Annotated in this window: 15 protein-coding genes; 14 read left to right on the top strand and 1 reads right to left on the bottom strand. The window is 51.0% G+C overall.

Going from position 1 to position 15,568, the window contains the following annotated elements; genetic code table 11:
- Nucleotides 1-14: 14 nt before the first annotated feature.
- The 4 genes from ychF to argJ all read left to right on the top strand — a co-directional run bounded on the left by ychF (nt 15) and on the right by argJ (nt 4,797).
- A complete protein-coding gene (ychF, locus tag F4Z13_05555; protein ID MXZ48702.1) occupies nt 15-1,115 on the top strand; it encodes a redox-regulated ATPase YchF in 1,101 nt (366 codons plus the stop codon).
- 71 nt (nt 1,116-1,186) lie between these two features.
- On the top strand, nt 1,187-2,299 hold the full coding sequence (locus F4Z13_05550; GenBank protein MXZ48701.1) for a quinone-dependent dihydroorotate dehydrogenase: 1,113 nt from the start codon (nt 1,187-1,189) through the stop codon (nt 2,297-2,299).
- A 417-nt stretch (nt 2,300-2,716) separates the two neighbouring features.
- A complete protein-coding gene (locus F4Z13_05545; GenBank protein MXZ48700.1) occupies nt 2,717-3,385 on the top strand; it encodes a TetR/AcrR family transcriptional regulator in 669 nt (222 codons plus the stop codon).
- Between the two features lie 233 nt (nt 3,386-3,618).
- Nucleotides 3,619-4,797 carry a bifunctional glutamate N-acetyltransferase/amino-acid acetyltransferase ArgJ gene (gene argJ / locus F4Z13_05540; protein ID MXZ48699.1) on the top strand — a complete coding sequence of 393 codons (1,179 nt, stop codon included), beginning with the start codon at nt 3,619-3,621 and terminating at the stop codon, nt 4,795-4,797.
- 37 nt (nt 4,798-4,834) lie between these two features.
- Here the strand turns inward: argJ and recO are convergent, their stop codons facing one another.
- Complete coding sequence (gene recO, locus F4Z13_05535) at nt 4,835-5,521, bottom strand: DNA repair protein RecO (GenBank protein MXZ48698.1); 687 nt, start codon at nt 5,519-5,521, stop codon at nt 4,835-4,837.
- 176 nt (nt 5,522-5,697) lie between these two features.
- On the opposite strand from recO, the gene F4Z13_05530 reads away from it, so the two are divergent.
- The 10 genes from F4Z13_05530 (at nt 5,698) to F4Z13_05485 (ending at nt 15,206) form a co-directional block, all read left to right on the top strand.
- Nucleotides 5,698-6,540 (top strand): 4-hydroxybenzoate octaprenyltransferase, encoded by an 843-nt coding sequence (locus F4Z13_05530; GenBank protein MXZ48697.1) that lies wholly within the window; start codon nt 5,698-5,700, stop codon nt 6,538-6,540.
- Nucleotides 6,541-6,542: 2 nt separating this feature from the next.
- Nucleotides 6,543-7,094, top strand: coding sequence for a UbiX family flavin prenyltransferase (locus F4Z13_05525; GenBank protein ID MXZ48696.1), 552 nt, complete (start codon nt 6,543-6,545; stop codon nt 7,092-7,094).
- A gap of 9 nt (nt 7,095-7,103) precedes the next feature.
- Nucleotides 7,104-8,879, top strand: coding sequence for a menaquinone biosynthesis decarboxylase (locus F4Z13_05520; GenBank protein MXZ48695.1), 1,776 nt, complete (start codon nt 7,104-7,106; stop codon nt 8,877-8,879).
- Nucleotides 8,858-9,964, top strand: a complete 1,107-nt coding sequence (mqnE, locus tag F4Z13_05515; GenBank protein MXZ48694.1) for an aminofutalosine synthase MqnE — start codon at nt 8,858-8,860, stop codon at nt 9,962-9,964. Before F4Z13_05520 ends, mqnE begins: the two co-directional genes overlap by 22 nt.
- Before the next feature lie 200 nt (nt 9,965-10,164).
- Nucleotides 10,165-10,692 carry a peptide-methionine (S)-S-oxide reductase MsrA gene (gene msrA, locus F4Z13_05510; GenBank protein ID MXZ48693.1) on the top strand — a complete coding sequence of 176 codons (528 nt, stop codon included), beginning with the start codon at nt 10,165-10,167 and terminating at the stop codon, nt 10,690-10,692.
- 67 nt (nt 10,693-10,759) lie between these two features.
- The gene (locus F4Z13_05505) at nt 10,760-11,440 is read left to right on the top strand and encodes a leucyl/phenylalanyl-tRNA--protein transferase (protein MXZ48692.1); all 681 of its coding nucleotides are present in this window, start codon (nt 10,760-10,762) and stop codon (nt 11,438-11,440) included.
- 57 nt (nt 11,441-11,497) lie between these two features.
- Nucleotides 11,498-12,247, top strand: coding sequence for a type 1 glutamine amidotransferase (locus F4Z13_05500; protein MXZ48691.1), 750 nt, complete (start codon nt 11,498-11,500; stop codon nt 12,245-12,247).
- Nucleotides 12,248-12,366: 119 nt separating this feature from the next.
- The gene (locus F4Z13_05495) at nt 12,367-12,825 is read left to right on the top strand and encodes a hypothetical protein (GenBank protein MXZ48690.1); all 459 of its coding nucleotides are present in this window, start codon (nt 12,367-12,369) and stop codon (nt 12,823-12,825) included.
- A 91-nt stretch (nt 12,826-12,916) separates the two neighbouring features.
- Nucleotides 12,917-13,735: a methyltransferase domain-containing protein gene (locus tag F4Z13_05490; protein ID MXZ48689.1), complete on the top strand. Its 819-nt coding sequence runs from the start codon at nt 12,917-12,919 to the stop codon at nt 13,733-13,735.
- Between the two features lie 334 nt (nt 13,736-14,069).
- Nucleotides 14,070-15,206 carry a DUF4268 domain-containing protein gene (locus F4Z13_05485; protein ID MXZ48688.1) on the top strand — a complete coding sequence of 379 codons (1,137 nt, stop codon included), beginning with the start codon at nt 14,070-14,072 and terminating at the stop codon, nt 15,204-15,206.
- Nucleotides 15,207-15,568 lie beyond the last annotated feature (362 nt).

The raw sequence follows: 15,568 nt of genomic DNA, 5'->3' as shown, positions 1-15,568 counted from the left end.
AAAATTAAAGACATATGGGACTTCGATGCGGAATAGTGGGACTCCCGAACGTCGGGAAGTCGACTCTTTTTAACGCGCTTACAAACGCGGACGCGGACGCTTCCAACTTCCCTTTCTGCACCATAGATCCTAACATAGGAGTGGTCGGGGTTCCGGACCCCAGACTTTATGCCATCTCGAATATCGTAAAACCCCCGAAGACCGTCCCCGCAAGCATAGAGATCGTTGACATCGCGGGGCTTGTCAAGGGAGCTTCCGAGGGAAAGGGCAGGGGAAACGCCTTTCTCTCCCATATAAGGGAAGTGGATCTGATACTTCACGTAGTCAGATGTTTTGAGGATGAAAACGTTGTTCACGTTGAGGAGGGAATTGACGCCATCCGCGATATCCGCACGATCGAGGACGAGCTTATCCTCAAGGACCTGGAAACGGTCGAGAGAAGGGAGGAAAGACTAGCAAATCAGTCTAAAAGCGGGGACAGGGACATAATCAGGGAACTTGAGACGGTAAGATCTCTTAGAGAATTTATCGAGACGGGGAAACGTGCGCGTGATTTTCCCGGTGGAGAGGAATGTGCTGATACTATGCGGGAGCTTTTTCTTCTGAGTTCAAAGCCCGTTATCTATGTATGTAACGTATCGGAGGACGAAGTTTCGGGGACCGAAGGAAATGTGGAGGTCGAGAAGGTGAGAGGGCACGCGAGCGGCTCGGGAGATGACGTTATCATTGTTTCGGCCAAGATAGAGGCCGAAATATCCGAACTTGGGGACGAGGAGAAGGCAGTTTTTCTGGAGGAACTCGGGCTTTGCGACTCCGGTCTTGACAGGCTTGTTAACTGCGCGTACTCAAATCTCGGGCTTCTTACCTATTTCACCACGGGGCCAAAAGAAGTAAGGGCGTGGACCGTCAAGAGGGGAACCAAGGCGCCCCAGGCGGCCGGGATTATCCACAGCGATTTCGAAAGGGGCTTCATAAGGGCCGAGACCATATCCTACGAGGACTACGTGAGGGAAGGTTCCGAGCAGATGGTGAGGGAAGCCGGAAAAATGAGGCTTGAGGGAAAGGATTACGAGGTTTGCGACGGGGACGTCATGTTTTTCAGGTTCAATGTCTGACCCAACTGCGCTCCATCCGAAGGCCGGCTTTGCCTGCCGACGCCTTGTTCGGATAGAATTCTCCAAAAGGCATGATCTATAAAACTTTTCTAAGGCCGGTTCTTGACCGTCTTGATTCAGAAACGTGGCACCATAACGTAAAGGAACTCATGCACCTCTGCGAGTTCTCGGGCCTTACTCTGAGATTCCTTGAGTTCGCCGCAAGCGGCGGGGCTAGGGTCAGGGACAAAAGGCTCGGAGTTAGCGTGGCCGGCGTGCCTTTTGAGAACCCGCTTATCGTGGGCGCCGGATGGGACAAGACCGGGAAGGCGCTTCGGGCGCTCTGCTCGCTTGGGTTTGCAGGGGTCGAGGTGGGTTCGGTCGTCGAGAGGCCCCAGAGGGGAAATCCCAAGCCCAGGCAGTTCATGGTAACCCCCGATGTGTGCCTTAATTCTCTTGGCCTTAACAGCCCGGGGATGGACATTGTTTTAGAGAACCTCAGGTGGTACGGCCGCCTCGATATGCCCGTGGGAATAAATCTGGGCATAAACTCTGACACAAGCCATGAAGACGCCCCGCGGGCCTATGCCGCCGTCGCGCGGAAATTCCGCACGGACGCCGCCTACTTCGCAATAAACGTGAGTTCCCCCAACACCCCGGGGCTCAGGAAGCTTCAGGACGGAGGGCGCCTTGGGGAGATAATAGGTGCGGTAACGGAGTCACTTGTGGATTCCTCGGGCGCGGGGAAACCATTGTTTGTAAAAATCTCCCCGGATCTTTCCCTGGAGGCGATCGATGAGCTCCTCAGGGTCGTGATCGATTCCGGGATTTCCGGCGTAATCGCTACCAATACGAGTGATAACCGGGGCCTCAAGGCAAAGTACGGCGAGAAGTGGGAAGGTCTTCCCGGGGGAATAAGCGGAAACGATCCTGAGTACAGGTCGCTTTCAACGTCGATTATTTCCCACATCTACCGCGCCGCTGGCGGGGAGCTTGAGATAATCGGGGTCGGGGGCGTTTGCGACACGGCTTCTGCGCTTGAGAAGCTTTGTGCGGGCGCAAAAGCCCTCCAGGTGGTCACGGGTCTTCGCGGAGAGGGTTTTTCGGTTGCGAACTCGATAAACAGGGGGCTTTTAGAGTTCATGGATAAAAGCGGGATCAGTGACATAAGCGAGATTGTCGGTTCAGGCCACGAAGCAAGCTGAACGGACGATCAAAAGAAATAACACTGGACTTAAGAGTTTTCAAAACGCCCCTCCCTCTTTCTGAATAAGCACATGGTGGAAAGACTTAGGCCCGCCTGATCGCGGGGAAATAACTTGCCGGGGTAGAGAGTGCGCTTCAAAAAGGAGTTGCTCTCGACGCTGACTGCGCTTTCCCTGCTTGTAAGATTTACTCGCCCGAAAGGGTATCTGCGGGTGTTTTTATCACCCCGAATGGGATTCTGCCCTTGCGTGAGAGCTGGGGCAGGATATGACCGCCGGTGTTAGTTTTTCCGGAACTGGCGACACTTTGATTCTCAGTGTCGTCAATTAAGGACCAACCGTTCCGTATCATGCTGTAATCACTCCCCGAATTCATTGACAGAGGCTTTTCTACGGAGTTTAATAGTTGATATAAGGATGAGACCTACTAACAAAGATAAAATTATTGAGGCTGCCTACGAGTCTTTTCGTTTTTACGGATACAATGGAACTTCTATCGACATGCTCATAAAGGCGGCGGGGGTTTCCAAGAGTAATTTTTACTACCATTTCGAAAGCAAGGAGGAGTTGGGGCTCAAGATACTCGGAATTCACGTTGATTATCAGAAAAAAATCGTATCAGAAATTCTCCTTAACCGCGATATCGATCCCCTTGAGCGCTTTATCAGGTTCTATACAGAGGGAATTTACGCTAAGCGTGACCTTTTTTTACGGACGGGCAGTTTTATTGCAAGGATGGATTTGGAACAAGGCTCCATAAACCAGAAATTCCGTTCTGTTATTGATGAGTTTTTCCAGGTAACCAACCACGGTGTTGAGATAAGCTTAGAAGACTGCGAGAAAGCGGGAATGGTTCAAGATGGAGTTGATACGAAGCTGATTCCCCAATTCCTGATTTATCAGTTTAAAGGGGCTATGGTTATGGCAAAAGTCTTTAACTCCTATTCCCCGTTAGAGAGATCTTACGAGAAGACATGGGACTTCCTGCTTAAAAAGGAATTGAGGCATTTGATTCCAAGGCATGACGAGCTGCCTGTTCGTACGTTTTCGTATCATGACCAACTGAAGCCGCTCCTTTCTCCCTGACGGCAATCTTAATTATAGCCATTGATCTAAAATACCAAGTGAGGCCGTGGAGGTATCCGGCGGAAGTTTATGCCTCGCGAGCGGCCGTACCGAATCAGGCAACCATCACTGCTGATATTATTTGATAGTTGGGACCATGTTAAGTAAATAACATGCGTGCTGTTGTTTTTGGATATACTGAATACCGAGACTGAATTCGCCTCGGAGAAATCTGAGTTGCGGGCACCTGCGATATGAAAAACGTACCGGGATTTCTGCTAAGCGGTGTATCCGCTGGGCTTAAGAAAGACAAAAAGAGGGATCTGGCGCTTATATTCTCAACGGTTCCGGCCCGCGCGTCCGCCATATTCACGAAAAACCTGATAAAAGGTGCTCCTGTGCTTGTTGGGCAGGAGAGAATCGCAGGCGGGCTCTGCCAGGCGCTAATAATAAACAGCGTAAATGCTAACGCCTTCACGGGCCAAAGGGGCTACGAAGACTCACTTGAAATTGCAAACACGCTCTCCGGGCGGCTTGGAATAGATGAATCGCTCGTGATTCCTTCGTCAACCGGGGTTACGGGGGAGCGGCTTCGCGTCGGGAAGATCAAAAAGTCCATTCCCAAGCTCATAAAGGGTCTTGGAGAAGACAATGTCCGCGAGGCGGCCGAAGCCATCATGACGACCGACTCCTTTCCCAAGTACGCATCAAGACAGCTTGCCGTGGGAGAGAAGACCGCCACCGTCTCGGCTATTGGCAAGGGGGCGGGGATGATATGTCCTGACATGGCGACCATGCTCTGTTTTATAATGACCGACCTTAATATTCAGCGGAAAGCTCTTTCAAAAGCTCTTGTGGCAGCGGCAAGCGGTTCTTTTAACGCCATAACGGTTGACGGGGACACTTCCCCCAACGACTCCGTTTTTATCCTCGCAAACGGGGTTCTGGGAAACAAGCAGATCACGGAGAAAAGCGGGGATTACGGCAGGTTCGTAGACGTGCTTTCGTCTTTATGCGGAGAGATCGCCGAGATGATGGTAAGCGACGGCGAAGGGGCCACGAAGGTCGTCAGGATCAATGTTACGGAAGCTAGGGACAAGAAGGACGCTGAGAAGATCGCGAGGACGATAGCCACTTCCCAGCTCGTTAAGACCGCGTTTTACGGGGAGGATGCGAACTGGGGAAGGATAGTGGCGGCCGCCGGAAGGGCCGGCGTGAAATTCGATCCGGAAAAAATAAAGCTTTATTTTGGCGGAATAGAGGTGTTTTCAAAAGGGGTAAGATCTAAGCCGGAATCAAGGTTTGCCTCTGTGTTCAAAAAACCGTCCTTTACGGTAACCCTGAGCCTCGGGGAGGGGAAGGCGGCCTACTCGATTCTCACAAGCGATCTAAGCCACAAGTACGTCTCAATCAATTCCGATTACAGGACCTGACCCGGGCGGTCTCCGTCGGAGACTCTACGCTTCATGCTTAGGTTTCGTCAGCAAACCCGGTTTTCTCAAGACGCCTTCCTGTACGGTATTCGGTGTATCTCATTAGAATCCGTATGTTGTTTTTTACCTTTTCGAGGTTTGTGTCCATGATTTCCGGGTGTCTCATTATGTCCATGTGGAAGGGATAGATGTTCCTTTTCCCCCGTGTTTTCTCAAGACTGCTGAGTTTTCCGTTCTCTACGTCAAATCCCGCGATCTCTTTTTCCCTGTCAAAGCGGAAATCGGGCCTGTAGCCGCAAAGGGTTAACGCGCGGAGGAGAAAAATGAGAAAAACGGAGTGCGGTTCCCGTTTTTCCGAGAGAAACCCCAGGGTGTCTGTCACAAGGTCGAACAGCTTGTCTGCGGGTTCCTGTTCGGGGGTTAGGAAATCAAGCAGCTCCAAAACTCGGTTTGCCGCGACGAAAGAGTCAACCGACTCTGTTATTTCCCTGTAGCTTTCCTTAAGCGTCACGTCCCCGATGAGATTGAACCTTCCTTTGTTCAGGGTCACTTCGATTGCTAGGCGGTTAAAGAAATCGAGGCGTCCACCGAAGCGCTTTCGGCTCTTTTTCGCGTTTTTGGCAAGCGCCCTGAATTTTCCGAGTTCCCTTGAGAAAAGGGTTACAATTAGATCGGCTTCCCCGTAATCTGATTTTCTTAAAACAAGCGCTTCACATGTTTCCATGGTTTGTTTCCAGACTCAAAATGTTGATTTCCATTGAAATTTCCGATGTGTTTGAGAAGATTACTGTTATTTTAGATGACAGGCAAAGTAAGCTGCGGACACGTTCTCTGCGGGTGACTATCCGCCCGAAAGACCGTTTGTGCAGATGAAACATCCGGTAGAATTCCGTATACAAAATGACGTTTTTAAAAAATCTCTCGGGATTTCTTAGAATAGAGCACACGTTTTTTTCCCTTCCGGTTATCTTCGCGGGCGCTTTTTTGGCCGCCGGCGGGATATTCAGTGTCCGGCTTTTCGTGCTGATTGTCCTTGCGGGGACAGGGGCGCGAACCGCCGCTCTGGCGCTTAACAGGATTTTTGACCGGGAAATAGACCGGGAGAACCCGAGAACCGAAAAAAGAGAGCTTCCCTCGGGCAAGATGAGCATGGGCGAGGCCGTGGCCGTGGCGGCTGTGGGAGCCCTGCTTTACTTTGTCTGCGCCTATCTTATATGTCCGCTTGTCTTCCTTCTCTCCCCGATTCCGCTTGTGGCATTTACTGTCTATCCGCTGATGAAAAGATTTACTAGCCTCTGTCATTTCGGTGTGGGACTCTCCCTTGCGCTCGGTCCGCTTGGCGGATGGCTTGCCGTGAGGTGCTCTTTTGAGGAGATGCTTCCGGCAATCATGCTCTCGGTTTTCACTTTCCTATGGATTTCGGGGTTTGACATCATATACGCCACGGCCGACGAGGAGTTTGACCGCCGCCGCGGAATTTACTCACTTGTCGCCCGTTTCGGCAAAGAGAAAGCGCTTTCTGTTTCCAGAATCTCCCATCTGCTTTCGTTCGTTTCGCTTGTTTTTCTTTACCTTCTTTCGTTTCGCGGCTTCCTGGCGCTTTTGCCGCTTTTACTCTGCGGCTACCTCCTTTACCTTGAGCACAGAAGCTTCGGGCAGGTGGATTCCGCTTTTTTCAGAACCAACATCCTGATAGGTTTCGCGGTTTTGTTTTTCACCCTCGCGGGTATATACTTACCCTGACCATGAGAACCATAGTCGGAATTACTGGAGCTTCCGGAGTCGCTTACGGGGTTGATTTCCTTAGAAGATGCCCTGATGAGAAATATCTGGTGGCGAGCAAGTGGGGCAAAAGAGTCCTTCACGAGGAACTCGGCCTAAAGATTGAGGAACTGCGGCCTTGGGTGACTGATATTTACAGTGATTCTGACCTCGCGTCTCCTTTTTCATCGGGAAGCAACCATTTCGATTCCATGGTCATAGTGCCGTGTTCTGTATCAACGCTTGCCAAGATCGCAAACGGCATAGCCGATACCCTCATAACGAGAATAGCGGCCGTGGCGCTAAAGGAGAAAAGAAGGCTCGTAATCGCTCTCAGGGAGACGCCGCTTGGCACAATCGCCCTTGAGAACGCCCTTAAGCTTTCCCGCGAGGGAGTCGTTATCGCGCCGATCTCTCCGACTGATTACATGGGTGCCGAATCGATCTCCGATGTGGTGAGCGGATACGTGGACAAGCTTTTAGGCCTCGTGGGTGTCGATACCGGCAGGGGATGGAGGAGGGACGAACTGGAGTAGTCTTTTCTCATGCCCCCAAAAGGTTTTAGGAATCTCGAAAACTTTATAAGCCATCTTGAAAGCATAGGCGACCTGAAGAGAATAAAAACTGAGGTCTCCCCTGAGCTTGAGATAACGGAAATAGCGTCGCGGACTGTAAGGGAAGGCGGCCCCGCCCTTCTGTTTGAAAACGTCCAAGGATCAGATTTTCCCCTGGTGATAAACCTCTTCGGCACGGAGCAGAGGGTGGAGCTTGCGCTTGGCAGAAAACCCGCCTCGGTCGGCGAGGAACTCGTCGAGATATTCCGCAAGGTTAATCCTCCCTCGATAGGGGGGATTTTTTCCGTGCTTCCAAAGGCCACCGGTCTTCTTTCCATGAGAACTAAGAAGGTAAGGCGCGGCGACGTTCAGCAGGTTGAAACCGAACCCGATCTCTCGAAGCTTCCCGTGATGAAATGCTGGCCGCGCGACGGGGGAAAGTTCGTCACGTTTGGTCTTGTGCTGACGAGGGATCCCGCTACGGGCTCAAGAAACCTCGGGATTTACAGGCTTCAGGTATATGACAACAGGACTACTGGGATGCACTGGCACGCGCACAAGGGAGGAGCCGCGCACTACCACGAGGCGAAAAAACTGGGAAGAGACCTCGAAGCCGCGGTGATCCTCGGAGGAGACCCCAGGATGATCTTCTCCGCCGTCGCTCCGCTCCCAGACGGCATGGACGAACTCGCGTTTGCGAGCTATCTTCGCGGAAGCCCGATGCCCATGGTGAAGGGCAAGAGCATTTCACTTCACGTCCCGGCCGAGGCGGAATTCATACTCGAGGGTTCCGTTCCGAGGGACGTGCTGAGGCAGGAAGGGCCCTTCGGCGATCATTTCGGTCACTACTCGATGGAGGCAGATTTCCCCGTTTTTAATCTGAGCGAGATAACCCACAGGAAAAACCCCGTGTACCCTTCCATCGTGGTCGGCAAGCCTCCGCAGGAAGACCTCTACCTTGGGATCGCAGCCGGCGAGATGTTCTCCCCTCTTATAAAGATAATACAGCCCGAGGTAAAGGACATGTGGGCTTACCCAGAGGCGGGATTTCATAACCTGCTTGCGGTTTCAGTCGACGAGCGCTATCCCAAGGGCGGGATAAAGGCCATGCTTGCGCTTTGGGGAACAGGGCAGCTCCTTCTCACAAAGTGCATGATCTGCGTTTCAAGCGATGTTAACCCCAGGGATTTCTCCGCGGTGCTTCACGAAATAGGGGAGAATTTCGATCCCAGGGAGGATTTCCTCATGATACAGTGGGCTCCCTTGGATACCCTTGATTTTACGAGCAACAAGTTTAACGTGGGAAGCAAGATGGGAATAAACGCAGTAAGGAAAAACACCCCGGAGAGAAAAACCTACGCCAGGGAGGTTCCCGATCCCAGGGAAAAACACCCGGAGATAACGGGATTCAGGCTCCTTGCGGGAGGTTTCTGCGCCGTCCGGATAGATGAATCCCGGACCGATCCCAAAGAGATGATACGCAGGCTGTTTGAGACTCCGGGCCTTGAAGGGGTGCGCATAATCGCTCTTGTGAGCCCGGATATAGATTTAACTGATGACATGGAGCTTATCTGGGGTATCTTTACTAGGTTTGATCCTTATCTGGATGTTCTGTTCGAACATACGGAACTTCGGGGTTCAGCCGTTGTTTACGACGGCAGGATGGGAATCGACGCCACTGTGAAGCAGTGGTATCCCCCGGTAATAGAGATGTCGGAGGATATAAAGGACAAGGTTGAGACGAGATGGAGCGAGTACTGGAGCTGACCGAGAGTTTCTGCACCGACCCGAACCTGCTCCCCATAATGGAGAAGGTCGCCGAGGGCCGCAGGCTTTCCTTTGAAGACGGGCTTTCGATACTTGATTCCCCCGATCTTAACACCGTCGGCATGATGGCGGATTACGTTAAGAGAAAGAAATCGGGGGAAAAGGTCTATTTCGTCGTGAACCGCCACATAAACCCTTCCAACATATGCGCCATATCATGTCGGTTCTGCGCTTTCGGGACCACGAAGAAGTCCGCAAACGCCTACGAGCTCTCAGACGAGCAGATGCTTTCCATGCTGAGCGAGGAGATGAGGGAGGTTCACATAGTTGGTGGCCTTCACCCTGACTGGGAGTTCGATCATTACCTGGACATAGTGAAGATGATAAAGCGCCATTTCCCGGATATTCACGTAAAGGCCTTCACCGCGGTTGAGATCGACTGGTTCTCTGAGATAAGCGGCCTTTCCCTGAGGGATGTGCTTCTCGCCCTTCAAGACGTGGGCGTTGACGCACTTACGGGCGGGGGAGCGGAGATACTGCACGAAGAGGTGAGAAAGAAGATCTGCGCCCCGAAGACGGTTGCGACAAGATGGGAGGAAATCCACCGCTTGGCTCACACACTTGGCATCCCTACAAACGCCACCATACTCTACGGTCATCTTGAAAAACCCTTCCACGTAGTTGACCACATGGAGAGGCTTAGAAAAATAGAGGACGAGTCCCCCGGATTTTTTGCGTTCATCCCCGTTCTTTTCCAGCCGGAGAACACGGGTCTTAAAGACATAAAGCCTTTTCCAGCCTCATACGACATGAAGGTTCACGCGCTTGCGAGGCTCTATCTTGACAATTTCCCTCACATAAAGTCCTACTGGATCACCCTCGGGGAAAAAGCGGCTCAGGTGGCGCTGCATTACGGCGCGAGCGACGCGGACGGAACGATAATGAGGGAAAAGATCATACACGACGCGGGCGCCCCTTCTGAAGTGGGTCACAGCAGGGATTTCATGATAAAGATGATCCGGGATTCGGGGTACGTTCCCGTTGAGAGAGACGCGCTTTATAACGAAATAAGGGTGTATAACTGATTCCTGTCTGGGGGCGGCTCTACGAGTCCTCGGAGTCGAAATTTCCCGGTTTTTGCTTGGTGTGAGGAAAAATGAGACGTGATTTCTGGTCCAGGGTTTTTGTTCCGATGCTTGTTGTGCTTGCGGGTGCGGCTTTTCCCGTGTACAACGAAAGTGTAGGGGAGGTTAAAGACATGGAAAGCGGGAAAAACAGCGGTTACATGGAAGCGACTTTCGCCGGAGGATGCTTCTGGTGCATGCAGCCTCCTTTTGACAGCCTCGACGGGGTTGTCGAGACGGTGGTGGGCTACTCGGGCGGAAAGGAGAAAAACCCTACGTACGAGCAGGTCTGGCAGGGTAGAACGGGCCACGCAGAAGCTATAAGGGTTGTTTACGATCCCGCGAAGATAGACTACGAAACCCTTCTTGAGACTTTCTGGATAAATATTGATCCTACCCAAGTGGACGGGCAGTTCGCCGACAGAGGAAAGCACTACAGAACCGCTATCTTCTACCATAACGATTCGCAGAAGGAAAAAGCCCTTCTCTCGAAAAAGAAACTCGAGGAGTCGGGCAAGTTCAAAAAGCCGATAGTCACCTCGGTAGAGAAGCTCGTTTCCTTCTACAGGGCAGAGGAATACCACCAGAATTACTACGAGAAAAACCCGATTCACTACGGCAATTACAAAATAGGTTCGGGGAGGGCTGGCTTTATCGAAAGGACCTGGGGAAAGCAGGATCTTCAGTGAATTGGCAAACCCGAGGGATTTTCCTGAGTGAGCGGCCGTCACGCTAAAAAGATTTTATCCGGAACCGATGACCGTTTACTTTCTCGACTCCCGAATAAGATTTCCTGATCCATCCGAAGCGGAGCCGGGAGGGCTTCTGGCGGTCGGAGGGGATCTTTCTCCCGAGAGGCTTCTTTTGGCCTACGAAAACGGCATTTTCCCTTGGTATTCCGAGGAAGACCCCATTTTATGGTTCTCTCCCGATCCGAGGATGGTCTTTCTCCCGGGGGACTTCAGGTTCTCAAAAACCCTCTTAAAGACGGTGTCTTCCGGGAAATTCTCAGTGAGGGCCGATACGGATTTCGTGGCGGTCGTTGAGAACTGCGCGCAGGTCCAGAGGAAAGGGCAGAGCGGGACTTGGATAACTGAGGAGATGAAGGCGGCTTACGGGAAACTGCATGAACTGGGTTATGCCCATTCTTTTGAGACCTACCGGGAGGGAGAGCTTGTCGGCGGTCTTTACGGAGTGTCTCTCGGTGGCGCGTTTTTCGGAGAATCGATGTTTCACCTTGAAACCGACGCTTCCAAGGTGGCCCTTTTCCATCTGGCGCAGAGATGCTGGGAATCCGGTTTTGATTTCATAGATTCCCAGGTTCCGACGGATCATATGAGGACTCTCGGAGGAAGAGAAATCTCAAGAAAGGAGTTTCTGTCCGCGCTTGAATCCTCTCTTGGGAAGAAGACCCTGCGTGGCAAGTGGGAGATCTGAACTGTCCCCGGTCCGGCGAAATGACAGGGGCTGGAAAAGTGGTTAAAATCCTGCCTCATGCCGAAACTGCTTGTCTTCCAGCATGTCCCCCACGAGATACTGGGAACTCTTGACCCGATGCTAAGGGATGCCGGTTTCAGGATACGTTACGTAAACTTCGGCCGTTCAAACTACAAGATCCCCAGACTCCGCAATTACGATGGTCTTGTTGTTCTGGGGGGGCCGATGAACGTGGACGAGATCGAGGAGTATCCTTACCTCGTACCGGAGACCGAGTCCATAAGGGAGTTTATCGAAATGGACGCTCCGGTGCTCGGCGTATGTCTCGGTTCGCAACTGATTGCCAAGGCCCTCGGAGCCCGGATTCGCAAGAACCCGGAAAAAGAGATCGGCTGGTACGACGTTTCCCCTACCGAAGAGGGGGGAGAGGACCGTCTTATGGGCGCATTCGGCGCGGTTGAGAAGGTCTTTCAGTGGCACGGGGATACTTTTGAGATTCCACCGGGCGCCGTGCACTTGGCCACTTCCCCCGCGTGCGCGAACCAGGCGTTTCGATACGGAGACAAGGTGTACGGGTTTCAGTTCCACCTCGAGGTAGACGCGCCCATGATAGAGCGCTGGCTAGTCACTCCGGTGAACAAAAAGGAAATCGAAGAACTCGGCGGCAAGATAAATCCCGACGTTATAAGGTCCGAGACTCCAAAACACATAGATGCCCTTTCCGATCTCAGCAGGCGGACTTTCGGTGGTTTTATCGATCTGCTTGGGGGCACTTCGGAGAAAAAGGCGCATATGCCTTCTGTCTGAAGCTTTGGCGCCTGCAGTCCCCTTATTAATCGCTGTTGAAAAAAATCCGGGCGTGTGTATAATCCGTGCGTCTTTCAGTTAGTAAAAATCTTCTTTTAATCCACTCGACGAGGTAAATAATGAGCAACTGGGAATGTAAAAATCACGGTCATCCAGACATAAAGCCTTCTCCTTCCAGAAGAGCGATATTCATCGGCAGGTATCAGCCATACCACGCCGGGCACATAAGCCTTGTCAGGCAGAAACTCGACAACGGAGTTCCATGCCTGATAATGGTAAGGGATATTCCTCCCGACCCGAAAAACCCCTTCACCACGGAACAGACCGTCGGAATGATTAGAAAATATCACGAGAGCAAGGGCGATGACGTAGTCGTGATGGTGATTCCAGACATTGAATCGGTAAACTGGGGCAGGGGAGTCGGTTACGAGATGAACGAGTTTTTCCCGCCTGAGAACATAGGGTTCATATCGGCTACCAAAATACGCGAGTCGATAGCAAGCGGCAATGAGGAGTGGAGGGAACTCGTGGACGAGTCCATTCAGGATGACGTGGTAAGTTACCTGAGCGGCGACTGATCGTAGTTCCTGAAGTTAAAAAGACGACGTAGCTGACCACTCCGCACAAAAACCGTGCGGACATATCCGAGGGGTGGAGCGAGGAAATCGCATGTCGCAAAGAGTGCACCAAGGTGAAGTTGCCGGAACGCGCTGGACCCCCGATCAGTACCTGAAGTTCTCCCAGGAGCGTCTGCGACCAGCCCTTGAGTTGCTGGATCGTATACCCCTTGAGGCGCCAGGTGTGATCTATGATCTGGGTTGCGGTTCGGGCCACATAACCCGTCTTCTGGCGAAGCGCTGGCCCTCATCCAAGGTATACGGTATCGATAATTCACCGCAGATGCTGGCCGAGGCGGCTGCGGAGCCGTCAACCATACACTGGGCGGACGCCGATATCCGCAGCTGGGTGCCGGAGGAGAGCCCGGACCTTATATATTCCAATGCGTCTTTGCACTGGGTTGACGGCCACTCTGAGCTGTTTACGCGCCTGGTGAGCTACCTTAACCCGGGAGGTTGCCTTGCGGTCCAGATGCCGCTTAGCTGGGACCTTCCGTCTCACCGCCTGATGCGGGATACGTTGGCAGATGGTGGTCCCGACGGGAAGCCCGTCGGCGAGGTCTCACTTCTTGACGCCTTGTCAAACAAGTGGGTTGAGGATTCAGAGTTCTACTACGATATCCTTTCTCCCTGTACGCGACACCTTGATATCTGGGAAACGCGGTATCTCCATGCGCTGGAAGGCGAAGATCCTGTTTTTGAATGGGTTATGGGCAGCGGTCTTCGCCCGATCCTAAATGGTCTGCCCGATACTGAGCGGAACCGGTTTTTAAAGGTATACAAGCGGCGGCTTCGAGATGCTTATCCCATAGGTTCTGGGAACCGTACGCTGTATCCCTTCCCCCGCCTTTTCATCATTGCGCTAGTCTGAGGGCAGGGTGGACTTGGATCTTCTATAGTTTGAGAGCTCGTTTCATCAAACGACAAAAATGGTTCCATCACTCTTTCTGCGCTCATAGTTTCCTGATATTACTTAGTATTTTAACGCTACATGCTTGGAAAGAACCTTTCCTGTAAGAAATTGACTTCTTGAGTCGAACGGGCCAGTTCAGTAATCTTTATAAATCTGAAAACCTACGAAAAGGGGGATAGGTGAAACCACACGAAGCAGAGCAGAAGAGGCGAAAGCTTCTTGAGGAGAACGTAAAGCGAAGGGGTGAGGACAAGGTGAGGCAGGGCTTTGCTCAAATATAGACCTTACTGACATGTTTCAAATTGACAGAATTTCAAATCGGATTATCCCTTTACAGGCTAAAGGCTTCGGCGAACTTGGGTTTACGGAAAGGAAAAATCTTCAGGAGTGGTTGGCTCATCGGCCTGACGCACTAGGTGAAGAACTCTTAATAATACAAAAAGAGTTCGATGGTTTTGCCGAGACTAGAGAAAGGTTGGATCTGTTGGCTTTAGACAAAAACGGGAATTTGGTCGTCATTGAGAACAAGCTTGATGACAGCGGCAAGGATGTGGTCTGGCAGGCACTTAAATATGCATCATATTGTGCCAATTTAACCAAACTTCAGATTGTTGAGATTTTCCGCCAATACTTGAAAGAAGATGACAATGCCGAGGACTTGATTTGTGAGTTCCTGGAGGCATCTGACATCGATGAAGTAAAGATAAACATAGGCAATAGCCAGCGACTGATGTTTGTGGCGGCTAATTTTCCTAAGGAAGTGACAAACACCGCATTGTGGCTACTCGGGCAAGGAATTTCCATACAGTGTTTCAGGGCAAAACCATATGTTTTTGGCGAACAGTTATTGCTTAGTATAGACCAGATCATACCTACGCCTGAAGCCAAAGAGTTCATGATTATCATGAAAACTAAAGAAGAAGAAGAGAAATCGACTGAGGCGCTACGTAAAGATCGACATGTCATAAGGCTGGAATTTTGGAAAAAAGCACTAGAGTCTTTCAGAATTTCTGAATGCAAGCTTTATAACAACCTCAGTCCGGGTGAGGACCATTGGTTGAGTGCCGGTTCAGGCGTGTCCAGTTGTCCATTCGTTCTTATATTTGGTAAAAAAGAGGTGAGGGTAGAACTTTCTCTCATGCGTAGCAACGCTAAAGAAAACGATTTTCTTTTTAGCGAACTTAAAGACCAGCAAGCTGAAATTGAAGGAAGTTTTGGTAAGAAACTTATCTGGAACCACAAAGAAGGCAGAAAAGCATCAAGAATCCAATTTCGCAAGCTTTTCGACGGTTATAACAGAGATAACTGGCCGGAGATGATTCAATGGCTTGTCTCAAATATGACTTTGTTTGAAAAGGCTTTAAGACAACCACTTGCGGAAGCTGGTTCAAAGTTAAAAGTTCTCGGGATTGCTGAATCTGGTGACTAATGACCAAGAAATCAAACCAAAACCATCTTTGTCATTTGATCAGATCATTTTTGTAACCACAATAACCCGGGCAGCCTTTATTAACTGTTGAATTTCGCATAAAAAAGACAGAGAGTAGCTTCTGTATGCATAAAATCTGTTTCATGAAATTAAAACGACAATGAAGGAAAATCTAGAAAATCTGAAACAAAAAGCACACCAGTTTTTCGACGAAAAAAATTGGGATGAACTGATACCTATATGCGCGGAAATAGTTGAACTAGAGAAATCACCCCATGATAAAGCTTTTGCCTACTATAACCGCGGTCTCGCGTACTATATAGCAAAGGCGACTTTGACCGAGCAATAGAAGACTTCGATAA

This window comes from Candidatus Dadabacteria bacterium, assembly GCA_009837205.1.
Taxonomy (GTDB): Bacteria; Desulfobacterota_D; UBA1144; order Nemesobacterales; family Nemesobacteraceae; genus Nemesobacter.
Note: the sequence above shows the minus strand (reverse complement) of the source record. Positions and strands in the feature narration are given on the sequence as shown.